Genomic DNA, 26,185 nt, shown 5'->3' on the forward strand with positions numbered 1-26,185 from the left:
TATAGTTATTCTATATAAAAGCCGAGTAACAAAGAGTTGAACGTACTCAAGACGAACCCTGCGGGCAGCGTCTGTATCATTTTTCTACTGCGTTATCGCTCATTGATGTAGCACACCACATTACAATCGCTCTGCCTTGTATAAAAGCGATACAGAATGCTGCAAAAATGAACGCGAAAGATAAACAGGCCCTAGGGGGACCATAAAAAAAGCCCCTCGATGAGGGGCTAGAAGAGAGAATCTTGTGCAGCGAGCTGTTATTCGCTGCGATTGAGACGTGTCTCAATCAGGGTATCGATCACCGCTGGATCGGCGAGTGTCGACGCATCGCCTAAGTTGGTCACTTCGTTGGCGGCGATCTTGCGCAGGAAGCGGCGCATGATCTTACCCGAACGTGTCTTAGGCAGGCCGCCGGCCCATTGGATCAGATCCGGCGTCGCCAGGGCGCCAATCTCTTTTCTCACCCATTGACGCAGCTCCTGACGCAGTTCTTCGCTCTCCTGGGTGCCCTTGGTCAGGGTGACATAGGCATAGATGCCCTGGCCCTTGATGTCGTGAGGGTAGCCAACCACGGCAGCCTCGGCGACATGTTCGTGAGCCACCAGGGCACTCTCGACTTCGGCGGTACCCAGACGGTGGCCCGAGACGTTAATCACGTCATCGACACGGCCGGTGATCCAGTAGTAGCCATCTTCATCGCGACGGGCACCGTCACCGGTGAAATACATGCCGCGGAAGGTCTTAAAGTAGGTGAGGGCAAATCTGTCATGGTCGCCATACACGGTGCGCATCTGTCCAGGCCAGGAGTCGAGGATGACCAGGTTACCCTCGGTCGCGCCATCTATGATGTTACCCATGTTGTCTACCAGCGCAGGTTGCACGCCAAAGAATGGACGAGTTGCTGAGCCAGGCTTAGTATCTGTCGCGCCTGGAAGTGGCGAGATTAGGATGCCTCCGGTTTCGGTTTGCCACCAGGTATCGACAATTGGGCAGTTCTCATGGCCAATCACCTCGTGATACCAGCGCCAGGCCTCAGGGTTAATGGGTTCACCCACAGAGCCCATGATACGCAGCGAGCTACCATCGAAACCATCAAATTGTTCCTTGCCTTCGGCCATCAGGGCGCGGATCAGTGTCGGCGCAGTGTAGAGGATGTTGACTTTATGACGGTCGATCATCTCGCCCAGGCGAGCCGGGCTTGGGTAGTTAGGGATACCTTCGTGGATCAATATGGTCGCGCCGTTGGCAAGCGGGCCATAGACCATGTAGGAGTGGCCGGTGATCCAACCCACGTCGGCAGTACACCAGTAGATCTCACCCTCTTTGTAATCAAACACATATTCGTGCGTCATCGAGGCATAGACCAGGTAGCCACCTGTGGTGTGTAGCACACCCTTTGGGTTACCAGTAGAACCTGAGGTATAGAGCAAGAAGAGGGGATCTTCGGCGCCCATCTCTTCGGCTACACAGTGTTCAGAGGCGGTTTCCATCAGTGAATCCCACTTGATGTCGCGTCCCTCTACCCAGTTTACGGGATTGCCTGTACGCTCAAGCACGATAACCTTCTCGACACAGTTTACGTCTGGGTGAGACAGGGCGGCATCTATGTTAGCTTTTAATGGAATGGTACGGCCACCGCGTACGCCTTCATCGGCGGTGATCACGACCTTGGACTTACCGTCGATCACCCGTGAGGCGATTGAGTCAGGCGAGAAGCCACCGAAGACCACTGAGTGAATGGCGCCGATGCGGGCACAGGCCAGCATGACCACGGCGGCCTCAGGCACCATTGGCATGTATACGGTGACCACGTCACCGCGTCGCACTCCTTGGCTACGCAGGGCATTGGCAAACTTACATACCTCTTTGTGGAGTTCACCATAGGTGAGGGTGCGTTGCTCGGCGGCATCGTCACCTTCCCAGATGATAGCCAGCTTATCGGCATTTTGTTCGAGATGACGATCGAGACAGTTAACCGAGGCGTTCAGGGTGCCGTCATAGAACCAGTTGATCGACAGGTTGTGATCGTCGAAGGAGGTTTTCTTGACCTTAGTAAAAGGCTTCATCCAATCGATGCGCTGGCCATGCTCTCTCCAGAAACCTTCGGGATTAACCACAGATTCCTGATACATCTTCTTATATTTTTCGTCATTAATGTGGGCATTCGCCGCGATTTCGCTTGGAACTTTGTAGAGAGACTGGGTGCTCATCTGACTTCCTTTTATTTCTAATTGTGCGTAGATAAAGTATGGAATGCTTAGGCTATTTACCTCTATTAGACCTTGGTCTAGTAAAAAAATATCCTTTATTTTTAGTCTGTTGTGATTATATTTGCACGAGATTTAAGCTAGTATTTAGCGCAGAATAATTAAAAGAATTGGAATTGCTATGAATCTGACTCTGGTTGTTGGCGTGATTGCCCTGTTGTACGTGTCGCTACTCTTCCTGTTGGCCTGGGGAGCAGAGCGCTGGTTTGGGCGGATCACCAAGAAGATTCAGACCTGGATTTATGGTTTAAGTTTAGCGGTTTACTGCTCCTCCTGGAGCTTTCTCGGCACCGTCGGCCAGTCGGCGCAGGATCTCTGGTCTTTCCTGCCCATCTTCGTCGGCCCCATACTCATCTTTACCTTTGGCTTCGGCCTGCTGCGCAAGATGGTGATCGTCTCCAAGGCGCAAAACATCACCTCGGTCGCCGACTTTATCGCCGCGCGTTATGGTAAGTCGCAGACCATCGCCGCCATCGTCACCCTGATCGCCCTGTTTGGCATCATGCCCTATATCGCCTTGCAGCTTAAAGCCATGGTGTTTAGCCTCAACCTGTTTCAGCCCGAAGACGCCCAATATGACGGTGCCTGGGTCTCCCTGATCGTCACCGCCATTCTGGCGATGTTTGCCATCTTATTCGGTACCCGTAAGCTCGACGCCACAGAGCACAACCCAGGCATGATGCTGGCGATCGCCTTCGAGTCTCTGGTGAAGCTGGCGGCTTTCCTCTTGGTGGGCTGCGTGATCAGTTTCGGCTTCTTCGACGGTTTTGGCGATATCTGGGCTCAGGCCAGTGAGCGTCAATTGATCAATAATCCCGAGCTGCGGCTGGAGAACCTGATGCCCCAGCTCTTGGTGGGCATGGCCGCATTTCTCTGTATGCCGCGCCAGTTCCACGTGATGATGGTGGAATGTAAGGACGAGCGCACCTTAGTTAAGGCCAAGTACCTGTTTCCAATTTATCTGCTGCTCTTTGGCATGTTTGTGGCGCCCCTGGCCCTGGCGGGCAAGCTGATGCTGGGGGATAGCGTGTCGGCCGATACCTATGTGATCAATCTACCTTTGGCGCTGGAGCAGCCCATGCTGGCGGTGATCGCCCTGTTAGGCACACTGTCGGCGGCCACCGGCATGGTGATCGTGGCCGTGGTCACCATCAGTGTCATGGTGAGTAACGAGTGGCTGGTGCCTTTGATGTTGCACTCGGGCAAGATCCGCCAGAAGAACTTCAGCCAGTTTTCGCAGTTTCTGCTCAATGCCCGCCGCATCGCTATAGTCCTTATCTTGGGGCTGGGGTATTTCAGTTACCTCTCTTTCATGAACAGCGACTCGCTCTCCGCGCTAGGCATGCTCTCCTTCGGCGCCTTCGCCCAGCTTGCTCCTGCCTTGGTGGGGGGCATGTACTGGAAGCACGGCAATCGCGGTGGGGTCTATTTGGGGCTTATCGTCGGCTTCGGTCTCTGGTGTTACATATTGCTTCAGGGGATGAGCGACAGCCAGGGGGTATTTGGTGGGGAGCTGGCGCTACTCGATAGTATCAACCCCAATATTCGCGACATACTCACCGCGCTCGTCGCCAACCTGGCGTGTTACGTACTGGGCTCTATCTGGTTTCGCGCCGGGGTCGCCGAGCGGATCCAGGCCAGTGCCTTCGTGACGCCGGGCGAACTGAAAAACACCAGTAACCGTAAGGCGTCGCCTATCTCTCAGCAGGATCTCTTGATCCTGGCCAGTCGCTTCGTGAGCCCCACACGAGCCTATGAGAGTTTCTCCCGTTTCTCCGATGAGGCGGTGCGCAGCGACAGCTGGCATAAGGTGGCCTCGCCCGAGCTGATCGCCCATACCGAGCATATGCTTGCCGGGGTGCTGGGGGGCTCAAGCGCCTCACTGGTGATGGACTCTGTGCTGCAGGGGCGAGATCTCGCATTGGATGAGGTGTTCAGCCTGGTGGATGAGGCCTCATCAAAGATTATCCTCAGCCAGGACATGCTCAGGGGGGCGATCGAGCACGCCTATGAAGGGATGAGTGTGGTGGATAAAGAGCTGAACCTGGTGGCTTGGAACTACAAGTATGTGGAGCTCTATGATTATCCTGAAGATTTTCTGCAGGCGGGCATGCCCATCGCCGATGTGGTGCGCTTTAACGCAGAGCGTGGCTATTGCGGTCCTGGGGATGTGGAGGAGCAGGTGGCCAAGCGGGTGCAGCATATGCGTAATGGCACGCCTCACGTGTCTGAGCGTGAGCGCCAGGATGGCAAGGTGATTAAGATACAGGGGAACCCCATGCCCAGTGGCGGTTTCGTGATGACCTTTACCGATATTACTCAGTATCGCGAGCAGGCCAGAGCGTTGCAGGAGGTCAATGAAACCCTGGAGGCCAGGGTGAAGGAGCGTACCTATGAGCTGGCGCTGCTGAACAGCCAATTGCTGGAGGCCAAGGCCCAGGAGGAGAATGCCAATGCCTCTAAGAGCCGTTTCCTGGCGGCCGTCGGTCACGACTTGATGCAGCCGCTAAATGCCGCCCGTCTGTTTACCGCGTCACTGGCGCAATATCCAAATCTGGATCAGGAGGGGCGTACCACGCTGTCTCATGTCAACAGCTCACTCAAGATCGCCGGCGAGCTATTAACGGATCTCCTGGATATCTCTAAGCTGGATTCTGGCATGGTCGAGGTTAACCGACGCGACTTTCCGGTGGCCGAGCTACTGGATGGACTAGCGGTGGAGTTCGATGCCATGGCCAAGGACTATGGCATCAAGTTTTCCATGGTGGCCAGCTCCAGCATCATCAGTTCAGATCTCAGCCTGCTCAGGCGGGTACTGCAAAACTTTCTGACCAATGCCTATCGTTATGCCAAGGGCAATCGTGTGTTGCTGGGCTGCCGTCATCATGCCGGGGCACTGGAGATCCAGGTGATCGACACTGGCTGCGGCATCGATGAGCAGGAGCTAGGGGAAATTTTTAAGGAGTTTAAGCGTCTGGAGAATCCCGAAAGTAAGAGTGTTAGCGGCTTAGGGCTGGGGCTTGCCATCGCCGATCGTATCGCAAGGGTGCTAAATCATGAGATTAGAGTGGTCTCCAAGCTTGGCATGGGCTCTATGTTTTCCATTACCGTGCCATTAGGCGAAAAGGCCAAGGTAGCCCTGCCTAAGAAGGCCAACCCTGTCATGCAGCCACTGGCCGGAGTGAAGGTGCTGTGTATCGATAACGAAGAGGCGATTCTTGCGGGGTTAGAGAGCCTGCTGAGTCGTTGGCAGTGTGAGGTGATCTGCGCCAGCGACCTGGCCGATGCGCGCATCAAGCTTGGGTTAAAAGGGGTTGCGCCAGATATCGTGCTGGCGGATTACCATCTAGATCATGGTCAGAACGGTGTCGATGCCATGGATGGGATCCGCGCCCTGTATGGCGCCCACCTGCCGGGGATCCTGATCACCGCCAATACCCGTAAAGATCTGGTGGAAGATGTGCAGCAGCGCGGTTATCACTACATGGCCAAGATGGTCAAACCCGCGGCGCTAAGGGCGCTGATATCCAGTTTGGTAAAATAGTGAATTTATAAAGTAATAGTGCTTTAAAGCGTAAACAAGGAGTGAAGATTGGGGTCGGTTAAATATTTAGAACAACAGGTGACGCCGAGTAAGATAGTCTGTGTCGGACGAAACTATGCCGAGCATATTCAGGAGCTTAATAATGAGGTGCCCGAAGAGATGGTGCTGTTTGTTAAGCCTAATTCGGCCATCTCGGAGACGCTACTCAGTAGCCATCAGGAGCCGCTGCACTATGAGGCTGAGCTCTGTTTCATGGTAAAGGCAGGGCGGTTTGAGGCGGTTGGTGTCGGGCTGGATCTCACCAAGCGTCAGTTACAGAGTCGGCTCAAGGCCAAGGGGCTTCCCTGGGAGCGGGCTAAGTCCTTCGATGGCGCCGCTCTCTTTAGTGAGTTTGTGCCTTTTGACGGGGAGCTGGATTCGCTGTCGTTTAATTTGATCGTCGACGGTGAGGTGCGTCAGCAGGGGGATGTGGCATTGATGCTCAATCGTCCAGAGGCCATGTTAGTCGAGATAGCCTGTTTCATGACCCTTGAAGAGGGTGACATTGTGATGACGGGCACGCCTAAGGGGGTGGGCCAGATCGCCGCGGGTGAGCAGTTCACCCTCTCGCTTTATCAAAAGGGACGACAGCTCGTCAGTCGGAGCTGGATTGCAGAATAAAGCTCGCCCATTTAATGCCTCTAGGTAAAGTGGGCTCTTAAGAATACGCTAAGTGCCCTCTCAAAATTACGCTAGGGGCTCACGCTAAGGGCTTATGCTAAGAGCACTCAAGTTCATGTAAAGCCCTCTACAGGCGCGTAAAACTCTTTCTGGCGCCGCGAACTGCGGCGCTTGTCTGCTTTCCTATTTACATACATAGCAGTTACATAAATAGCTGTTACATCAATAGCGATTACATAGATAGCCATTACATTGAGAACCATTTCATAAACGCCGGTTTTTAGTATCGGTTTCTCGTTTTCTTTTTGTCCTTCCTCGTTTATTCGTTTTTGTTTCGACTGCGCGGCTTGTGAACTAGTTGACCTGAATCTGTACCCAGGTATACTCAAATATCAAACGTGTTGTAAAAAATATAAAACAAAGCCGCATTATGGCGGCGCAACCTAACGATTATTAAGGAAAGTCGGATGTCACTCGCTCGCTGTCACTCTTATTACAATGCCACTATCAAGCAAGAGACCCATTACCCAGCTCTCGAGGGGGAGCTGGATGTCGATGTGGTGATCATCGGCGCCGGTTTTACCGGGGTTGCGACCGCCCTCGAGCTCGCCGAGAGAGGCGTGAAGGTGGCCGTGGTGGAGGCAAATAAGGTGGGCTGGGGGGCAACCGGTCGTAACGGCGGTCAGGTGACCGGCAGCCTCTCGGGCGATAACGCCATGGTAAAACAGCTACGCAACCGCATCGGCCATGAGGCGGAGGAGTTTGTCTGGAACCTGCGCTGGCGCGGCCATGAGATCATCAAGAAACGGGTCGCTAAATATGAGATAGATTGCGACCTTAAATTTGGCCATCTGCACACAGCCTATAAGCCCGCCCATATGGGGGAGATGCAGGCCACCTATGAAGAGGGGCTAAGGCGGGGCATGGGTGATGAGCTAACCCTGCTGGGTAAGGCTGACATTCCCGATTATCTCGACACGCCGCTCTATCACGGTGGATTACTCAATCGGCGCAACATGCACCTGCATTCGGTGAATCTGTGTATCGGTGAGGCGAGGGCGGCCGAGGCCAATGGTGCCTTGATCTTCGAGGGCTCAAAAGTGCTGGATATTCGCGATGATAAGCGAGTTACTGTATCCACAGACAAGGGGCGAATCACCACCAACTGCGCCGTGCTTGCGGGTAATGCCTACCATAGATTGGCGCGCAATAAGTTAAAAGGCATGCTGTTTCCTGCATCGCTGGGTAACTGCGCCACCGTAAGGCTCGACCCACAAGTCGCTAAACAGCTTAACCCCCATGACCTAGCCGTTTACGATAGCCGTTTCGTGCTCGACTATTACCGAATGACTGCCGACAACCGCCTGATGTTTGGCGGCGGCACCAACTACTCGGGAAGGGATTCTAAAGATGTGGCCGCCGAGTTGCGCCCGGCTATAGAGCGCACCTTTCCCCGTCTCAAGGGAGTCGAAATTGAGTTCGACTGGACGGGCATGGCTGGCATAGTGGTTAACCGGATCCCTCAGCTGGGCAAGGTGTCCAAGCAGGTGTTCTATTGTCAGGGCTACTCGGGTCATGGCGTGGCAACCTCCCACATCATGGGGGAGATAATGGCCCATGCGGTGCAGGGGCAACTCGAGGAGTTCGACCTCTTTGCCCAGATGAAACAGATCAGGCTGCCGGTTGGGGATTGGCTGGGCAATCAGGGCATGGCGTTGGGGATGCTTTACTACCGTATGATGGAGCATTTTCGCTAGTTAACACGAGGTGTAAAGCTCACCAAACGGGTGGTAAAACTTAAATTATCAACTCTTTGCAGTATTTTGTGAGGTGGATGCTGACCGGTGCCATGATGGCGTGCTACATTTATGAACAAGGCATAAATTTGATCCATTTATCTGCTCAAGTAAAGGGGGCCTTATGCTAGGTGAAAACCACTCGCTCATTAACGATTTTCCAGATTATCAAGACCTGATCCTTAAACTCACCGAATCCGACGATGGATTCGCGCAAGACAACAAGAAGTACAGTGCGTTAGACAAAGAGATCCGAACCTTAGAGCTTAACGATGCGCCTATCGATGATAGCGCCATGCATCAGCTTAAGCACGATAGAGCCGAGTTGAAAGATGCCCTCTATCAACGCCTGCTCGACGCCAGCACCTGATCGCCGCCTAGACGTTAGCTTTAGATGTTAACTTAAGATGTTAACTACGCTAAGTTAGTTCAATTAAGTGCTGTAACAAGCTAAACGCACCTTCATATCAGATGGAGGGGCGTTTTTTATGGTCTCAAAAAAGTGCAGACTCAGGGCAGTGCGCGGCCGAGAAACTCCACCATCAATTTTACCTTGGGCGAGAGGTGGCGGTTCTGTGGATAGAGTGCCCAGACACCTTCATTAGGTTCCTGATAGGCGTTGAGCACAGATACCAGGTGCCCGGCTTTAAGATCCTGACCGATATAATAGTTGGGCAGCTGCACCAGCCCTAGCCCCTTAAGCGCCGCGTCTCTCAGACCGTGGCCGGTATTGCACCTGAGATTGCCCTTTATCTTTAGCTGACGCTCGCGGCCCTGCTCGATGAAACGCCAGTAGTCATGGTTGCCGATAAGGCAGTTATGCTGGCTGAGTTCGGACAGGCTATGGGGCTCACCGAAGCGCTTGAGATAATCGGGCGATGCGCAGACATAATTGATGCGCTGGCTGATGCGTTTGGCGATCAGGCTGGAATCGGCCAGCTTGCCGATGCGAATGGCCAGATCTATACCCGCATCCACCAGCCTCACCTGACGGTTGGTGAGGGTGATATCGACCTCGACGTTGGGGTAGGCGAGCAGGAAGTCGTTAACGATAGGCATAATGTACTTCTCGCCATAGGCCACGGGCGCCGTCATCCTCAGTACCCCCTGAGGTAAGCCCCTTAGGCTACTCAAGGCGCGCTCTGCCTCTTCCAAGCCATCGAGTACCTGACGACAGTGTCGGTAGTAGAGGTGACCCTCTTCTGTCAGAGAGACCTTACGTGTGGTGCGATACAGCAGCTTGGTATCTAGCCTTTGTTCCAGCGCGCCTACCTGGCGACTCACCTGGGCGGTGGAGATCCCTAAGCGCTTGCTAGCCTGAGTAAAACTCTCGGTCTCCGCCACCGCGACAAACTCGCTTACCCCTTCCCACTCATGCATGCTTAAAACCCATTATTACGATATGGTAAAAATCATTTGTAAAAAATGGAGATTATCATCTTATGTGAAATAAATAAAATGGACTCAAGTAATCAAATCCACTGACGCCGATGCGGGCAAGACAAGCCTGTGCACAGCGTCTACATTGAAGTGGGCAGACATACATACAAACACAGAAACTAATTGGAGTAAGCGAGATGACAGACAAGTTTATTAAATCTAAGGCCGCCATCGCCTGGGGACCGGGCCAGCCGCTATCGGTAGAAGAGGTGGATGTGATGTATCCCAAGGCCGGTGAGGTCTTGGTGAAGATAGTGGCCACCGGCGTCTGCCATACCGATGCCTTTACCCTCTCTGGTGACGATCCTGAAGGTGTCTTCCCAGCGATTTTGGGCCATGAAGGCGGCGGTATTGTCGAGGCCGTCGGTGAGGGGGTGACCAGTGTGGCGGTAGGGGATCACGTGATCCCGCTGTACACCCCAGAGTGTGGCGAGTGTAAGTTCTGTAAGTCGGGTAAGACTAATCTGTGTCAGAAGATCCGTGAGACCCAAGGCAAAGGCTTGATGCCAGATGGCACCACACGTTTCTTTAAGGACGGTCAGCCGATCTTCCACTACATGGGCTGCTCGACCTTCTCTGAATATACTGTGCTGCCGGAGATCTCGCTGGCCAAGGTAAACCCAGAGGCGCCACTGGAAGAGGTGTGTCTGCTGGGCTGCGGCGTGACCACAGGTATGGGCGCTGTGCTCAATACGGCCAAGGTTGAGCCGGGCGCGAGTGTCGCCATCTTCGGCATAGGTGGCATAGGCCTGTCAGCCATCATAGGCGCGACCATGGCGGGTGCGAGTCGTATCATCGCCGTCGATATCAACGACAGCAAGTTTGAACTGGCCCGTCAGCTAGGTGCAACAGATTGCATTAATCCTAAAAACTATGACAAGCCTATCCAGGAAGTGATAGTCGAGTTGACCGACGGTGGCGTGGATTACTCTTTCGAGTGTATCGGTAATGTGGACGTGATGCGCTCGGCGCTCGAGTGTTGCCACAAAGGCTGGGGTGAGTCTGTGATCATAGGCGTTGCCGGTGCCGGTCAGGAGATCTCGACCCGTCCCTTCCAGCTGGTCACCGGCCGAGTCTGGCGTGGCAGTGCCTTTGGCGGCGTAAAAGGACGCTCAGAACTGCCTGAAATTGTGGAGAGGTATCTGCGCGGAGAGTTTAAGCTCAGCGACTTTATTACCCACACCATGGCGCTGGAGGAGATCAACACCGCCTTCGACCTCATGCATGAGGGTAAGAGTATCCGCTCTGTTGTACATTTCAATCGATAACATTAGTTGGTTTAGACAGGGCACAGACGCTAGCGTCTGTGCCCTTTAGGGATGAGAGTATGACCATAGAAAATATCAGCAGCAACAAGTGTTTCGGTGGTTGGCATAAACAGTATCAGCACCAGTCTGGCGTACTAAATTGCGCCATGCGCTTTGCTATCTATCTGCCGCCGCAGGCCAGCGAACAGAAGGTGCCTGTGCTTTACTGGCTGTCGGGACTGACCTGCACGGATGAAAATTTCATGCAAAAAGCCGGCGCCATGCGTATTGCGGCGGAGCTTGGTATGGCGATTGTCGCGCCCGATACCAGCCCGAGAGGGATGGAAGTGGCCGATGATGCCAGCTATGATCTGGGCCAAGGCGCCGGATTTTATCTCAATGCGACGCAAGTACCCTGGCAGGCTCATTATCAGATGTACGATTATGTGGTGAAGGAGTTGCCCGAGCTTATCGAAGCACATTTTCCTGTGACTCAGGCGCGAGCGCTAGCGGGCCACTCCATGGGTGGCCATGGTGCCCTGACCATAGGCCTTAAGCATCCAGAACGTTACACGTCTATCTCGGCCTTTAGCCCCATCGTTAACCCCATTAACTGTCCATGGGGGCAGAAGGCCTTTAGTCAGTACTTAGGTAAGAACCGTGACGAATGGTCGGCCTATGACGCCTGTGAGTTGATGAAGCAAGCCAGTTGCGATCTGCCGATCTTTATCGATCAAGGTAGCAGTGACAATTTCCTCGAGGAGCAGTTAAGGCCCGAAGCCTTGGTTGCGGTGGCTAAGGAGAAGGCGTATCCCCTGATCCTGCGCATGCAGGAGGGCTATGATCATAGCTATTACTTTATCGCCAGCTTTATCGAAGACCACCTCAGATTTCATGCCAAGTATTTCCAAGGTTAAGTCGTGGCGCGGTTAGCCCATTTCATGGTGAGTACCATGCTGGGTATGATGACCAGCGTGGTAGCGATTAACCATTGATAGTTGTTCACTCCGGCCACAGAAAGTGCCTGCGTCTTAAGCTGGCTCATCAACAGCAGGGCTGAGCGCTCGGGCGTCGGCGCCAGCGTCGACTGCTCTAGGCTGGCAGTGATCAGCTGTTGGTGGTGGATGAAAGTCTCGTTTAGAGGGTCATAGTTTTCGGCTAACTTTTGCATGGCGTTGCTGGTTTCTATCGTCATGAAACGAGAAAACTCGCCTATGGCAGACAGTGACCCTAGATTACGAAATAGATAGAACCAGGCGATCGTTTCGAGCAGGTGCTGCCTAGGTAAACTACGCAGAATATGTATGGTCAGCGTGATGTTTAGTAGTCCAATGGCGAAGCCTTTAAGTAATATTGCAGGCCAAAGATATGCCTGACCTATAACGGCATTGCTTCCTGTTAGCCATATACAGGTACCTATCATCATGACGATCCCTATGGGGACGACTTTGAAGGGATCTCGGTCGGGGTGGCTGGTGGCAAAGAATGCAATACCTAGGCCAGCAAGCATGCCGACAAAGCCGATAAGGTTGATATAGCCTGCGTTAGCGGCGCTGTATTGCATTATCTTCGTCATATAGACAGATGTGAGCATGGAGATGGCTAATACGACAAAGCCGGCGATGGCGGCTTGTAACATGCTCAGTTTCCCAATACGGCTGGCCAAGACACTTGCGTCTAGATATTGGCCACGCCCCCAGCGGTTTCTTATTGCTAAGCCGAATAGCGCTATTGCCGAGGCGGTGAGCAGCGCGATCCAGACCATGCTTGGCGCCTCAAACCAGTCAAAGCGTTCGCCCCGTAGCAGTATGTAGGCTATGCCACAGCTAGCGATCGTCAGCAACAGGGCTTGTAACCAGTTAAAGCCTATTTCCTGTGTCTCTTCCTGATGGGGCCAGTGACCGAATCGAGCCCAGCCGACCATGAGTAAGAAGGGCACTAGCTGTAGTGAAAAAGCCCACCGCCACAGATTGTTCTCTGCCAGGATAGACAGCAGGTAGGGGTAGATGCCCAGCGGAACTAAAACCGCCACTAGCAGCACCAGGCTCTCGGCATAAGCAATAGCCCTGAAGCTTAGGTTCTTTAAGATGATGGCGTGGGCGAACAGTACTAGAAGGCTCGCCGAGACGCCGTGGCCAAACCAACTCAACATCTGAGGTGCAGCTTGCATGCATAGGCTGCTGGCCAGTGTACTGAATAGGCCGACGACTGCGCCAATACGAAATAGCTGCCGATAGCCGAAACGACGAGCCAGCCAGGCGCCGAGTGGAAGCGCAATCAGTAAACCAAAAGTATTGAGTGTGTTAAACCAGCTGGCCTCATCCAGCGACAAGCCAACACTCGCCGCTATCTGTGAGGCGCTACTATTATAGATTTGACCGGTAATGCTCTGGGGAATCACTGCAAGTAGAGCTAAGAGCAGAATATTGAGAACCTGTTTATTCATAAGAACCTACTATCATCAATGATTGGTATCGATTGTTACCTCAGCCGATAAGCCGGGTACAACTCTGCCTTGGAGTGCCCTGGGGATCTCGAGGGCAATCTTGATGGGGACGCGTTGTACTATCTTGACGAAGTTGCCCGTGGCATTGTCCGGTGGCAGTAAACCAAATTGTGCTCCTGTCGCCGGCGCAATGCTCACTACGCGTCCCTCAAGGTGTTGCTCGGGAAAGCTGTCGAGCATCACCTCCACAAGCTGACCTGGCAATATATTTGTGATTTGGGTTTCCTTATAGTTGGCCTCTATCCAGATAGCTTCGACAGGAACGATAGCCAGAAGGGGAGCCCCCTTACTGGCAAAGCGCCCGGCGCGCAGGGCGCGATTACCTATGATGCCGGCAATAGGGGCTCTGACCTGTGTATTTTCTAACCTTAGTTTGGCCAGTGCCAGTAAAGCGCTGGCCTGCTCGGCTTGGGCAACCAAACGAGCCTTGTCACTCCTGAGGGTATTGAGTTGCTGCTTGGCTGAACTCAACTGCAACTGACTTGCGGCCAGCTTGGCTTTCGCCTGATTGTTCTTATTGGTTTGCGCTTCAAACTGTGATTGAGAAATGAGTTCCTTATCTAACAGGTTTTGCAGTCGATGCCATTCTGCCCGATGAAATACCGCATCGGCCATAGTCGAGTCTATCTGAGTCGATACCTGTTTTATCGATATCTGTTGTAGCTTTATACGCTCATCTATATTGGCAATTGCCGCCTGCGCCATGGTCAGTCCTGCCTTGGCTTGATTGTATTGAGCCAGATAATCTCTGTCGTCAATTTGTGCCAGCAGTTCACCTGCTTCTACATACTGGTTATCGGTTATGTAGACGTGATTAATAATGCCCGATACCTCGGCACTCACTTGTGAAATTTCCCCCTGAACATAGGCGTTATCTGTGCTGATCAAGCCTGCTTTGGGGAACTGGTAATAATAAAACAGAGAAGCGAATAACATCATGCTGCTGATAATTATCGCTTTTTTAATTTTGTTGCCCTGTGTTTTGCAAAGAAGTTGTTTCATGATGATGACCATAGGTATAATACTGTACCGTTCAGTATCATATCTATGGTTCGAAAAGGATGCAACCTTATCCTATAAAAAAGTGTACTATGGGGTATCAAAAGTTAGAGGAGGCATATATGCGACCATCGAGTTTGAGAAAGCGGCAGAAGTATTTGCAGGTAGCCGCAGAACTCTTTTTAGAGCAGGGTTATGAAGGCACCAGCCTAGATCAGTTGATAGAGCATTGTGGTGGCTCAAAGCTTACCTTGTATAACTACTTTAATGATAAGCAAGGCCTGTTAAAAGCCGTGGTTGTTGAACTGACCGAACGCCTGCAACTGGGGTTAAGCATCGACGTAGATGCCGATAGAGTATTAAGGGAAGAGTTAATGTCTTTCGCGTTGAAATATTTGGCGTTTATCTATCACCCTGAGCTCTTGAAGTTGGCGCGCTTACTGATGACACAGACAAAAAGCGCACCGGAACTAGTGGCATTTTTTCTTGAGCGAAGTTCAGGCCACTCTCAACAGGCATTACAGGATTATTTGATGCATCGACAAGTGATGGACAAACTCGTCATCACAGACTTGGCCATAGCGAGTGAACAATTTCTCGGTGCATTAAAGGGAAATCGTCATTTCGAAGCCTTATACGGTGGAAAAATTCTTACATCTGATGAAATGAAAATGTACGCAGAGCATGCCGTAGATAACTTTATTCGCTGCTATCAACCTTGAATGCTATCAACCTTGAATGCTATCAATCTCGAATGCTTTCAACCTCGAACGGAATGCCGTCGACAGGTGCTGTCGCAAGCTGGCGACAGATTCGGTTATTCGCCTTAGGCGCTTAAGTCATCTTGCGAAATGTGAGTGTCTTTTGGCTGAGATCTTTTTGCGCTTACAAATTGGCTGGGAACTAAGGGAAGATCTTAGGATCTTCCACCTAGGTTATAGCTCGACCTTTTCCATCTCCAGCTGCTGCAGGGCGATCACCGCCTGGGTGCGGTTTCTCACCCCGAGTTTTCTAAAGATGGCTGTGGCGTGGGCCTTGATGGTGGCCTCGGATACGCCCAGGTCGTAGGCGATCTGCTTGTTGAGCAGACCTTCGGCAAACATCTGTAGCACCTTATACTGCTGCGGCGTGAGATCGGCGAGCTTGGCCGCCATCTGATCCGTGGCATCTTCGTTTATCTCTTGTAATTCAATGTTGCTCGGCAGCCAGATATCGCCATAGAGCACTGAGGTGAGGGCCTCAGAGAGGGTGTCCATAGAGGCGGATTTTGGAATAAATCCGGCGCTGCCATAGTGGACGGCGCGGCTGATGGTCATGGCATCTTCATGGGCGGAGATCACCACAACAGGCAGTTCGGGGAAATGGGTTCTTAGGTGTATTAAGGTGGAGTAACCATGGGAGCCGGGCATCTGTAGATCCAGCAACACTAAGTCATAGGCGGTGTTGCCCTGTTCCAATAGGCCTTGTAGGGCTTCGGCGCTGTCGGCCTCAAACCATTGAGTGTCGGCAAAGGCGCCGCTCAATGCCTGTCGCAGCGCATTCCTAAATAATGGATGATCATCTGCGATGATGATGTGCAAGTTTTCGAGCTTCATTGCTTTTTGATTATCTTTGTTGCACTTGAAGGTAAAGTCAATGTAACAGATAAATGACTCAGTATTCTATTGCTTTTGTGTCTGGGCGACGGGATTTTTTCGTTTTTACAAACAATTATTAGACTTAAGTCTAATAAGTCTTTGGCTGAGAGCGGGAGATACGAGGTGCGAGGTTAGGGAAGGTTAGAGGTGAGAGGTAATAGGTCGGCAGGTGTGCGCCCGCCGACAGGAGACCTTCTAGGATTACTCTTCGCTCCACACCTTAATGGGTTTACGATCTTCATCCAGCGCCACAAAGGTAAAGACGCCGCGTATGGCATGCTCACGATGATCTTGGTACATATCTTCGACAAAGATGTTGACCTCAACCTTGAGGGAGGTGTTACCCACATAGATCACGTTGGCAATGATCTCTGCCAGGGTGCCGGCAGGAATCGACTTATTGAAGTCGATACGATCTGAGCTGACAGTAACAAGTGTCTTGCGGCAGAAGCGGGTAGCGGCGATAAAGGCGGTCTCATCCATCCAGGCCAAGGCCTCGCCACCAAAGAGGGTGTTGTGATGGTTGGTAATAGAGGGAAAAATCGCTTTGATCACCCGGGCTTCTGACTGCGCGATGCGCGCGCGAATAGCGTCAGAATACTGAGTTTCTGTATCGGTTAGGGGCATACGGCAACCTTAAGGTTATGCATTGAAAAAAACCGGCGGATTATACTGATAATCGCGGCGTAATGACAGCGCTCTAGCCCGTTAATGTGGTGGGTTTCATGACATTAAAAAAGGCTTCACGAGGAAGCCTTTTTAAAATAATCACATTAGGTACTAGCTAAGCTTTGCCATGCGCGCCTTGGAGGCTGCAGCAAGGTCTCGCAGTAGCTTTTCTGAGTCGGCCCAGTCGAGGCAGGCATCTGTGATGCTCTTGCCGTAAACCAGTGGTTCACCGGCTACCACCTTCTGATTGCCCTCTTCGATAAAGCTCTCGGCCATGATGCCGGCAATCGCGGTCGAGCCTGAGGCGACCTGTGTCATGATATCTTTGGCGACCTCGAGTTGGCGCTTATGCTGTTTCTGGCTGTTGCCGTGGCTAAAGTCCACCACCATACGGTGAGACAGACCCACCTCTTTTAGCTTCTGCGCCGCGGCCTGAATATCGGCCTCATGGTAGTTAGGCTGCTTACCGCCGCGCAAAATGATGTGGCCATAAGGGTTACCACTGGTGCGGTAAACGGCCATGGCGCCATCTTTATCGGGCGAGTAGAAGATGTGTGGCTCTTTGGCGGCGCGCACCGCATCGATGGCGATGTTGATGTTGCCGTCGGTACCATTTTTAAAGCCGACCGGACAGGAGAGCGCCGAGGCCATCTCGCGGTGGATCTGACTCTCTGTGGTGCGTGCGCCAACCGCACCCCAGGTGATGAGGTCGGCAATATACTGACCGTTAACCATATCCAAAAATTCGGTGGCGATAGGCAGGTTTAGCTCGGTTATCTCTTGCAGCAGGTGACGCGCCAGGCGCAGGCCCTTGTTGGCATTAAAGCTACCGTCGAGATCCGGATCTGAGATCAGTCCCTTCCAGCCAACCGTGGTACGAGGTTTCTCGAAATAGACGCGCATCAGGATGCAGAGTGAGTCTTTGAGTTCTTTATGCAGTACGGCCAGACGCTTAGCGTAGTCGATGGCAGCCTGGGTGTCGTGGATAGAGCAGGGGCCGATGATCACCAGAAGACGTTTGTCTTCACCGGTGAGAATGGCTTCAACTTCACGTCTCTGTTGAACCAGGTAGTCGGCGGCGTCTTGAGTAAGCGGGTATTCAGATGCGAGTTTAGCAGGTGAAATGGCCTTACATAGTAATGTGGTGCGTAGTTCGTCTGTTTTAATGGTCATTCAATATACCGAGCGTTTGTCTTGGCTTTCGCCTGATTGCTTCGGATTATAACCAATAGTTGCTAGCTGCACAGGGGTAAACAGATGAAAATTTCCGGTATTTGTCTACATCTGTGCAGTTAGCTTGCCATTTGGGGCGCTTAACTTGTCTCTATATAGGCAGAGGTCAGCGCAGTTTTAGAACATATGACGTTCCAGACCTGTGACATCCAGAATCTTGGTGGCAATCTCTTCTACCGAATGGTTGGTGGTGTTGACGAAGGGAATGCGCTCGCGCTTATACATCATCTCTACCTCTTTTACCTCGATACGGCACTGTCTCAGCGAGGAGTAACGGCTGTTTTCCATGCGGCTCTGGCGGATCTCATGCAGGCGGACAGGATCGATCGTCAGACCAAACAGCTTATGTTTGTTCTTCTTTAACACCTCGGGCAGCTTAAGGTTGTCCATGTCATCTTCGATAAAAGGATAGTTGGCTGCCTTGATGCCAAACTGCATCGACAGATAGAGGCTGCTGGGGGTCTTGCCGCAACGGGAGACGCCCAGCAGTACTATGTCGGCCTTATCGATATGTTTGAGGGTCTGGCCGTCATCGTTTTCCATGGCGTAATTAATGGCGTCGATTCGCGCCTCATAACTGTGATTCGCCTTGCCGTGAGTTCTGTGGGTGACTGGAACCGCCTTGACGCCTAACTGATCTTCCAGCGGGGCAACGAAGGTGTTCAAGAAGTCATAGTCGATACACTCACTGCTATAGATGATGTCTCGGATCTCGGCTTTGACGATAGAATGGAACACAAGTGGTCGTTCGCCTGTTGTAATAAAACAATCATTAATTTGTGCTTTTACCGCCTCGGCTTTCTGAGTTGTCTCGACAAATGGAATGGTAAGTGCTTCAAACTCAACTGGAAACTGAGACAGTACCGCATGGCCAAAAACCTCGGCCGTGATCGCCGTCCCATCTGAGATATAAAAGACTTTACGTGACATTTTGACCTCTTGTAGTAATAAAATTACAAATAAAATTATAGATTTACGCGTCTTGCTGTGGAGTGTAAAATGCCGCTGCCCTCGTGTGAAGGGGCCACACTGAAATAAACTTGCGGAGATAGAACTGTGCAGCAATATGTACTCTGGTATCAAGAATTAGGCATGGGTGACGTCAACAAGGTAGGCGGTAAAAATGCCTCTCTTGGGGAGATGATCAGCAATCTAGCTAATGCAGGTGTTCAAGTGCCTGGTGGCTTTGCGACCACTTCCTTTGCGTTCAATGAATTTCTTGAACAAAGCGGACTTAACCAGAAGATATACGAGACGCTAGAAGCTCTAGACGTCGACGACGTGAATGCACTCGCCACCGCAGGTGCACAGATCCGACAGTGGGTTATCGATACCCCATTCCATAGCGAATTTGAGCAGGTTGTACGTGAGTCGTACGACAAGCTTGCCTCAGAAACTAGCGATGCATCGTTCGCGGTACGCTCTTCAGCGACTGCCGAAGATATGCCAGATGCATCATTTGCCGGCCAACAGGAAACTTTCCTGAACGTTAAAGGCTTCGACGCGGTACTGGTTGCCATCAAGCACGTATTCGCCTCTCTCTTTAACGACCGAGCTATCTCATACCGTGTACACCAAGGTTATGACCACAAAGGCGTTGCGCTTTCAGCTGGCGTACAGCGTATGGTTCGTTCAGACACCGCCGCTTCAGGTGTAATGTTCACCATGGATACCGAGTCAGGTAACAACGATGTGGTCTTCGTGACCTCTTCATTCGGCCTGGGTGAGATGGTAGTACAAGGCGCGGTGAACCCTGATGAGTTCTATGTTCACAAGCCAAGCCTGACCGCAGGTCACAAGGCCGTTGTTCGCCGCAACATCGGCAGCAAGTTGATTCAGATGGTTTACTCTGACGACCTGAGCCACGGTAAGCAGGTGAAGATTGAAGATGTACCTGCCGACATGCGTCGTCAGTTCTCTATCAGCGATGAAGAGGTGATGGAGCTAGCTAAGCAAGCCATGATCATCGAGAAGCACTACGGTCGTCCAATGGACATCGAGTGGGCTAAAGATGGTAACGACGGCAAACTGTATATCGTACAGGCGCGTCCAGAAACCGTACGTTCACGTGAAGATGTACAGCTGATCGAACGTTTCCACCTCAAGACCAAGAGCGAAGTGATTGGCGAAGGTCGTGCCATCGGTCATAAGATAGGTAATGGTACCGCTAAGGTACTGGCTTCTATCGAAGATATGGACCAGATCCAAGAAGGTGACGTATTGGTTACCGACATGACTGACCCAGATTGGGAACCAATCATGAAGCGCGCCAGCGCTATCGTTACCAACCGTGGTGGCCGTACTTGTCACGCGGCGATCATCGCCCGTGAACTCGGTGTACCGGCGGTAGTAGGTTGTGGCGACATCACAGACAAGATCAAGCACGGTCAGCAGGTGACTGTTTCTTGCGCCGAAGGTGACACAGGTTACATCTACGAAGGTATCCAAGAGTTTGACGTTATGTCTTCTCGCGTCGATTCTATGCCTGAACTACCGATGAAGATCATGATGAACGTGGGTAACCCAGACAGAGCATTTGACTTCGCACGTCTGCCTAACGAAGGTGTGGGTCTGGCCCGTCTCGAGTTCATCATCAACCGTATGATCGGTATTCACCCTAAGGCACTGCTTGAGTTCAACGACCAAAGCGCCGAGCTGCAGCAAGAGATCCACGAGATGATCGCTGGCTACGAGTCACCAGTAGAATACTACGTGGCACGTCTGGTTGAAGGTATTGCGACTATCGCATCAGCCTTCCATCCGAAGAAAGTTATCGTACGTATGTCAGACTTCAAGTCTAACGAGTATGCTAATCTGGTTGGTGGTGACCGTTACGAGCCGGAAGAAGAGAACCCAATGCTGGGCTTCCGCGGTGCGAGCCGTTACATCTCTGAGTCGTTCCGCGACTGTTTCGCCCTTGAGTGTGAAGCTATCAAGCGTGTACGCAACGAGATGGGGCTGACGAATGTAGAGATCATGATCCCATTCGTACGTACGCTGGAAGAAGGCCGTCAGGTTATCGAACTGCTGAAAGAGCAAGGCCTGGAGCGTGGTAAAGATGGTCTACGCGTCATCATGATGTGTGAGCTGCCTTCTAACGCCCTGCTAGCCGACCAGTTCCTCGAGATCTTCGACGGTTTCTCAATCGGTTCGAACGACTTGACCCAGCTAACCCTAGGTCTGGACCGTGACTCAGGCATCATCAGTCACCTGTTCGACGAGCGTAACGAAGCCGTTAAAGCCCTGCTGGCAATGGCTATCAAGGCCGCTAAGGCGAAAGGTGCTTACGTGGGTATCTGTGGTCAAGGTCCTTCTGACCACGCCGACTTTGCGGCTTGGTTGGTAGAGCAAGGCATCGACACCGTATCGCTTAACCCAGATACAGTGATCGATACCTGGTTATACCTGGGTGAAGCTCACGCCTAATTATTCTTTAGATAGAATAAGCTAATTGACGAAAGCCGCTTTTTAGCGGCTTTTTTTTGTTTATAATGGCAACATTATTTTAATAAACACCAATTGAAAAGAAGTCATCATGCTCCCTAAGTTATCCCATCAACAGACCCTAGAGCCTGTCTATTTGGCGTATCTCGACGCCCTTGCTCAGAGCAATTATTGTGGCGACATAGATAAGCGTTACAGCGCGCGTCTCGCCCAGGCAACGGATAACTCTGTCTACCAGTTTCTGCCTCAGGCGGTTTTGTATCCCAAGACTCAGGCCGATGTTAAGCTGATCATGACCCTGGCGACTAAGCCAGAGTTTAAACAGGTAGTCTTTAGTGCGCGCGGGGGCGGCACAGGCACTAACGGTCAGTCGCTGACCCATGGCCTCATTTTGGATCTGTCGCGTTATTTCAATCAGGTGATTGAGATCAACGAGAAGGAGCGCTGGGTGAGGGTGCAGGCCGGTGTGGTCAAAGATGCGCTCAACGACGCGCTGCGCCCCCATGGTTTCTTCTTTAGTCCAGATCTCTCAACCTCTAATCGCGCCACCATGGGCGGCATGATCAACACAGACGCCTCGGGCGCCGGCTCACTGGTCTACGGCAAGACCTCTGATCATGTGCTCGAGCTGACCAGCGTGCTTTATGACGGTAGCGTGTTGGAGACCAAGCCGCTTGACTTAAAAGCGCTCGAAGCCTTAGATGCGCTGGAGTCCCCAAGCCTGGGGCAGGCGCTGCAGCGTGATATCGCCCGCATGACACGGGAGCACAGAGGCGAGGTAGAGAGCCGCTTTCCCAAACTTAACCGTTTCCTGACAGGTTATGATCTGAAAAATGTCTGGAACGAGGCTGTCGATGAGTTCAACCTGTCGCGCATTCTTACCGGCTCCGAAGGCACGCTGGCGGTGATCACCGAGGCCAAGCTGGACATTACGCCGCTGCCCAAGACCCGCATGATGGTTAACATCAAGTATGACTCTTTCCAGTCGGCGCTGCGTCACGCGCCGGACTTGGTCAAGGCCAAGGCGACCGTGGTGGAAACCGTGGACTCTAAGGTCCTTAATCTGGCCAAGCAGGATATCATCTGGCATTCGGTGTCATCTCTGATTGAAGATGTGCCGGGCGCCTCCATCGATGGCCTCAACATGGTGGAGTTCGCCGGTGAGCCAGAAGAGGTGGAAGCCAAAGTTAAACAATTAGAGGCGATGCTCGATACTCAGCTTGCCGCTAATCAGGCTGGCCTGCTGGGTTATCAGGTGACATCGGATAAGGCGAGCATCAACACCATCTACGCCATGCGTAAGAAGGCGGTGGGGCTGCTTGGCGCCACTAAGGGAAGCCGTAAACCTATCGCCTTCGCCGAAGATACCGCTGTGCCACCTGAGAAGCTTGCTGACTTTATCTTGGAGTTCAGGGCGCTGCTGGACAGCCATGAGCTGCAATATGGCATGTTCGGTCACGTAGATGCTGGCGTGCTGCATGTGCGTCCGGCGCTGGATATGTGTGACCCGCAGGATGAGCGACTGCTCAAGACGGTATCTGATCAGGTGGCTGCCCTGACCCTCAAGTATGGCGGCCTGATGTGGGGCGAGCATGGTAAAGGGGTACGTGGCGAGTATGGCCCATCTGTGTTCGGTGAGACCTTGTTTGGTCTGCTCGAAGAGGTCAAAGGCTATTTCGACCCCAATAACAAGCTCAATCCAGGCAAGCTGGTGGCGCCCAAGGGCAGTGGTCCGCTACTCTATAACGTCGACAGCACCAAACGCGGCGCCTTCGATCGTCAGATCCCGGTCAACACCCGCGAGGCTTTCCCGGATGTGATGAATTGTAACGGCAATGGCCTCTGTTTTAACTACAGTGCCTATTCGCCTATGTGTCCCTCCTTCAAGGTGACCGGAGACAGGGTACAATCGCCGAAGGGGCGCGCGGGTTTGATGCGCGAATGGCTGCGTCTCTTGGAGGCCGAAGGGGTCGATGTCGAGGCTTTGGCGAAGGCCAAGCCCCTTGGCTGGTTGCAGCGCACCCAGAACACCCTGAAGAAAGAGCGCGAATATGATTACTCCCACGAGGTGATGGAGTCATTAAAGGGCTGCCTGGCCTGTAAGGCCTGCTCGTCGCAGTGCCCGGTGAAGGTGGACGTGCCCAAGTTCAGGGCGCAGTTCTTTAACATCTATTACCAGCGTTATCTGCGTCCGGTGAAAGATTACTTGGTCGCGGGTATCGAGCAGAGTTTGCCCCTGATGGCCAAGATGCCCCAGGTGACTAACTTTGCCTCACAGAATAAGCTGAGTCAGTGGGTGATAAAGCAGTCTATCGGCTACGTGGATGCGCCGGCGCTGTCGGTGCCGACACTCAAGCAGCGTCTGGAGAATCATGCCTGCCGTGGCTATGACCTGAATGCCTTACAGCAGATCCCACAAAGTGAGCGTGACCAATATGTGCTCGTGGTGCAAGACCCGTTCAACAGCTTCTACGAGGCTGAGACGGTTTATCACTTTATTAAGCTGATCGAGAAGCTGGGCTTCAAGCCAGTGCTGCTGCCCTTTAAGCCTAACGGTAAGCCGATTCATATTAAGGGCTTCTTGGATAAGTTTGCCAAGACGGCTCAGTCCAGCGCCGACTTCTTAAATCAGGTGCACGCCCTTGGCATGCCTATGGTGGGGGTAGATCCTGCCATGGTGCTTTGCTATCGCGATGAATATAATGAGATCCTCGGTGAACGTCGTGGCGATTTTAACGTGCTGCTGGCCAATGAGTGGCTACTTAAGGTGGTTGACGCCAAGGCCTCTTTGGGTGAGGCGAAAGAGTCGACTAAGCAGTTTACCTGGTTCAGCCACTGCACCGAATCGACGGCTAAGCCCAATACGGCCAAAGAGTGGCAGGCGATCTTTAGCGCATTTGGCGCCGAGTTAAGCACAGTCAGCCTTGGCTGCTGCGGCATGGCAGGCACCTATGGTCACGAGAGCGATAACCTTAAGCGCTCCAAGGCCCTGTATGAGATGTCTTGGGAGAAGGCCATTGATTCGCTGCCACATGAGCAGATATTGATCTCGGGTTATTCTTGTCGTAGTCAGGTAAAACGCTTCGGTGGCTTTAAGCCTAAGCATCCGGTGCAGGCGTTACTGGGTCTTATAGACCATGGCTGATAACCAGCCGGATTCGGCGTTGCAACAATTCACGCAAGGCGTTCCCCTGTGTGATGAGGAGGCTCTGTTTCATATCGATAGCCAGGGGCGCTGGTTTTATCGCGGCGAGCCCTTGCCCGATAAATTTTGCCGGCTTTTTGCCACCATTTTGCATCTTAAATCTGAGGGATATTTTCTGATGACGCCGGTGGAGACGGTGAGGGTAGAAGTTGCCGAGTTTCCCTTTATTATCAATGATTATGAAGAGACTCAAGACGGGCATTTTACCCTGACCAGCTCTATCGGCACCCAGTTCCAGCTGGCCGGGCGTGATGCCTTTGTGGTGGACGAGGCGGCAATATCTGTCTCCTTAGGGAGGGGATTATCGGCTAAACTTGGAAGAGCCTGTTATTATCGTTTTATCGAGCAATACATGCTAAATCCAGAGGGCGACGTTAAGTAATGCTTAAGCCTTTCTAAGATAAGACAATTGGTTTTTCGTTACGAATTAGCGTTAGTCGAGCCCTAGTTTCTTTAGGACCAGATGTTAGTATTAATGCATGGCCGCTGTATCTGGAGGTACTGATTGAAACATTATGAAAGCTTGGGATACTTAGTGTCTCATCTTAATATCGAGCTTCAGAAGGCCTTGGATGAGAGGCTAAAGCGCTATGAGCTAGACATTAAACTCTGGCCTGTCCTGTTTGCCCTGTGGCAGGAGGAGGGGATCACCCAAACAGAGCTGTCTAAGCGCTGTGACGTGGCTAACTACACCATGACTCGCCTGTTAGATCAGCTGCAGGTACAGGGCTATATCACCCGTCATCAAGAGGCGGACAATCGCCGCGCCTTCAAAATTTTCCTTACCGACAGTGCCAAGGCGTTGGAACAAGACCTTATCTGCGAGGCCGAGCGGGTCAACGAGCAGTTTCTCGGTAATCTGTCTGAATTTGAATCGCAACAATTTATCTATCTACTCAATAAGATCAATGGCCTATCCTAGGCAATCTGACCTATTATCAAACCTCACCTAAATCAACGGATGATCAAAATGCTGAAACCTCTGCTTACTGCGGCGCTTGTAATGAGCCTGTCTGCCTGTATGGTTAATATCGAGAAATCGCCCAAGTCTTCAACTCAAGCCTCAAATCAATCTTCAACTCACTCTTCCACTCACTCTTCCACATCTCAAGCTGCTGCCTCTGAGCCAGAATCGGCTGGCGCATCGAGTGTGAGCAGTGACAGCTACGCTAAAGCCTTTACGCTGGCAAATGGCTACAGTCTGGTGGTTGTCGAGGGGGCGCTGGAACCAAGATCTATTGGCAGTGTGCAGGTGAGTCTGTATCGCAACCTGGATGTGGGGGATTTTGCCGCTAGTCTGGCCTTCGTTCGGGACGGTACCATCTTAAAGGCCGAGCTGGTGGATAATTCTCAGAAGCAACAGAAGCTAGTGGTTACCATAGTGACGGCGGGCAGCGGTAACTATCAGAGCACTCAAGCCGTCTGTGTCGCTGGGGAAAGCCTGACGCTTTGCCAATAAGCAGAGCTTTATTTTGGTGTCTCGGCGCGAATGGTCACAGAAGCTTGAATACTTGTCTGCGCTATTGTGTCTGTCTGGT

At 52.2% G+C, this 26,185-nt stretch carries 20 protein-coding genes; 12 read left to right on the forward strand and 8 right to left on the reverse strand.

The window, feature by feature from the left end; translation table 11 throughout:
• Window positions 1-257: 257 nt before the first annotated feature.
• Window positions 258-2,210, reverse strand: a complete 1,953-nt coding sequence (acs, locus tag L1D43_RS05275; RefSeq protein WP_239850203.1) for an acetate--CoA ligase — start codon at window positions 2,208-2,210, stop codon at window positions 258-260.
• Between the two features lie 178 nt (window positions 2,211-2,388).
• On the opposite strand from acs, the gene L1D43_RS05280 reads away from it, so the two are divergent.
• The 4 genes from L1D43_RS05280 to L1D43_RS05295 all read left to right on the forward strand — a co-directional run bounded on the left by L1D43_RS05280 (window position 2,389) and on the right by L1D43_RS05295 (window position 8,637).
• A complete protein-coding gene (locus L1D43_RS05280; protein ID WP_239850204.1) occupies window positions 2,389-5,811 on the forward strand; it encodes a PAS domain-containing hybrid sensor histidine kinase/response regulator in 3,423 nt (1,140 codons plus the stop codon).
• 48 nt (window positions 5,812-5,859) lie between these two features.
• On the forward strand, window positions 5,860-6,471 hold the full coding sequence (locus L1D43_RS05285; protein WP_239850205.1) for a fumarylacetoacetate hydrolase family protein: 612 nt from the start codon (window positions 5,860-5,862) through the stop codon (window positions 6,469-6,471).
• A gap of 467 nt (window positions 6,472-6,938) precedes the next feature.
• Window positions 6,939-8,228: an FAD-binding oxidoreductase gene (locus L1D43_RS05290; protein WP_239850206.1), complete on the forward strand. Its 1,290-nt coding sequence runs from the start codon at window positions 6,939-6,941 to the stop codon at window positions 8,226-8,228.
• Between the two features lie 163 nt (window positions 8,229-8,391).
• Complete coding sequence (locus tag L1D43_RS05295) at window positions 8,392-8,637, forward strand: YdcH family protein (protein ID WP_041511666.1); 246 nt, start codon at window positions 8,392-8,394, stop codon at window positions 8,635-8,637.
• A 140-nt stretch (window positions 8,638-8,777) separates the two neighbouring features.
• Here the strand turns inward: L1D43_RS05295 and L1D43_RS05300 are convergent, their stop codons facing one another.
• Entirely contained in the window at window positions 8,778-9,647 is an 870-nt protein-coding gene (locus tag L1D43_RS05300; protein WP_239850207.1) for a LysR substrate-binding domain-containing protein, read from the reverse strand.
• Window positions 9,648-9,844: 197 nt separating this feature from the next.
• Here L1D43_RS05300 and L1D43_RS05305 point away from each other — a divergent pair, with 197 nt between their 5' ends.
• Together L1D43_RS05305 and fghA are read left to right on the forward strand one after the other, a co-directional pair.
• Window positions 9,845-10,975, forward strand: coding sequence for an S-(hydroxymethyl)glutathione dehydrogenase/class III alcohol dehydrogenase (locus L1D43_RS05305; protein WP_275659049.1), 1,131 nt, complete (start codon window positions 9,845-9,847; stop codon window positions 10,973-10,975).
• A gap of 59 nt (window positions 10,976-11,034) precedes the next feature.
• On the forward strand, window positions 11,035-11,871 hold the full coding sequence (fghA, locus tag L1D43_RS05310) for an S-formylglutathione hydrolase (RefSeq protein ID WP_239850208.1): 837 nt from the start codon (window positions 11,035-11,037) through the stop codon (window positions 11,869-11,871).
• Here the strand turns inward: fghA and L1D43_RS05315 are convergent.
• Window positions 11,868-13,400, reverse strand: a complete 1,533-nt coding sequence (locus L1D43_RS05315; RefSeq protein WP_239850209.1) for an MFS transporter — start codon at window positions 13,398-13,400, stop codon at window positions 11,868-11,870. The two genes, fghA and L1D43_RS05315, sit on opposite strands and share 4 nt — an antisense overlap.
• A gap of 15 nt (window positions 13,401-13,415) precedes the next feature.
• Window positions 13,416-14,399 (reverse strand): HlyD family secretion protein, encoded by a 984-nt coding sequence (locus L1D43_RS05320; RefSeq protein WP_239850210.1) that lies wholly within the window; start codon window positions 14,397-14,399, stop codon window positions 13,416-13,418.
• A gap of 182 nt (window positions 14,400-14,581) precedes the next feature.
• On the opposite strand from L1D43_RS05320, the gene L1D43_RS05325 reads away from it, so the two are divergent.
• Window positions 14,582-15,181: a TetR/AcrR family transcriptional regulator gene (locus L1D43_RS05325; protein ID WP_239850211.1), complete on the forward strand. Its 600-nt coding sequence runs from the start codon at window positions 14,582-14,584 to the stop codon at window positions 15,179-15,181.
• A gap of 213 nt (window positions 15,182-15,394) precedes the next feature.
• On the opposite strand, the gene L1D43_RS05330 is transcribed toward L1D43_RS05325, so the two are convergent.
• The 4 genes from L1D43_RS05330 to L1D43_RS05345 all read right to left on the reverse strand — a co-directional run bounded on the left by L1D43_RS05330 (window position 15,395) and on the right by L1D43_RS05345 (window position 18,928).
• Complete coding sequence (locus L1D43_RS05330; protein ID WP_239850212.1) at window positions 15,395-16,054, reverse strand: response regulator transcription factor; 660 nt, start codon at window positions 16,052-16,054, stop codon at window positions 15,395-15,397.
• 243 nt (window positions 16,055-16,297) lie between these two features.
• Window positions 16,298-16,723, reverse strand: coding sequence for an acyl-CoA thioesterase (locus tag L1D43_RS05335; protein ID WP_239850213.1), 426 nt, complete (start codon window positions 16,721-16,723; stop codon window positions 16,298-16,300).
• Between the two features lie 153 nt (window positions 16,724-16,876).
• Window positions 16,877-17,938, reverse strand: coding sequence for a 3-deoxy-7-phosphoheptulonate synthase (locus L1D43_RS05340; RefSeq protein WP_220083066.1), 1,062 nt, complete (start codon window positions 17,936-17,938; stop codon window positions 16,877-16,879).
• A 177-nt stretch (window positions 17,939-18,115) separates the two neighbouring features.
• The gene (locus L1D43_RS05345) at window positions 18,116-18,928 is read right to left on the reverse strand and encodes a pyruvate, water dikinase regulatory protein (RefSeq protein ID WP_011865347.1); all 813 of its coding nucleotides are present in this window, start codon (window positions 18,926-18,928) and stop codon (window positions 18,116-18,118) included.
• 126 nt (window positions 18,929-19,054) lie between these two features.
• On the opposite strand from L1D43_RS05345, the gene ppsA reads away from it, so the two are divergent.
• From ppsA to L1D43_RS05370, 5 genes are all read left to right on the forward strand, one after another.
• Window positions 19,055-21,424, forward strand: coding sequence for a phosphoenolpyruvate synthase (gene ppsA / locus L1D43_RS05350; protein ID WP_144198636.1), 2,370 nt, complete (start codon window positions 19,055-19,057; stop codon window positions 21,422-21,424).
• A gap of 109 nt (window positions 21,425-21,533) precedes the next feature.
• Entirely contained in the window at window positions 21,534-24,587 is a 3,054-nt protein-coding gene (locus tag L1D43_RS05355; protein ID WP_239850214.1) for an FAD-binding and (Fe-S)-binding domain-containing protein, read from the forward strand.
• Window positions 24,580-25,029 (forward strand): DUF1285 domain-containing protein, encoded by a 450-nt coding sequence (locus tag L1D43_RS05360; RefSeq protein WP_239850215.1) that lies wholly within the window; start codon window positions 24,580-24,582, stop codon window positions 25,027-25,029. The genes L1D43_RS05355 and L1D43_RS05360 overlap by 8 nt, the downstream gene beginning before the upstream one ends.
• Window positions 25,030-25,152: 123 nt before the next feature.
• Complete coding sequence (locus tag L1D43_RS05365; protein WP_033540720.1) at window positions 25,153-25,569, forward strand: MarR family transcriptional regulator; 417 nt, start codon at window positions 25,153-25,155, stop codon at window positions 25,567-25,569.
• 48 nt (window positions 25,570-25,617) lie between these two features.
• Entirely contained in the window at window positions 25,618-26,106 is a 489-nt protein-coding gene (locus L1D43_RS05370) for a PliI family lysozyme inhibitor of I-type lysozyme (RefSeq protein ID WP_239850216.1), read from the forward strand.
• Window positions 26,107-26,185 lie beyond the last annotated feature (79 nt).

This window comes from Shewanella sp. Isolate8, from assembly GCF_022398495.1.
Taxonomy (GTDB): Bacteria; Pseudomonadota; Gammaproteobacteria; order Enterobacterales; family Shewanellaceae; genus Shewanella; species Shewanella aquimarina.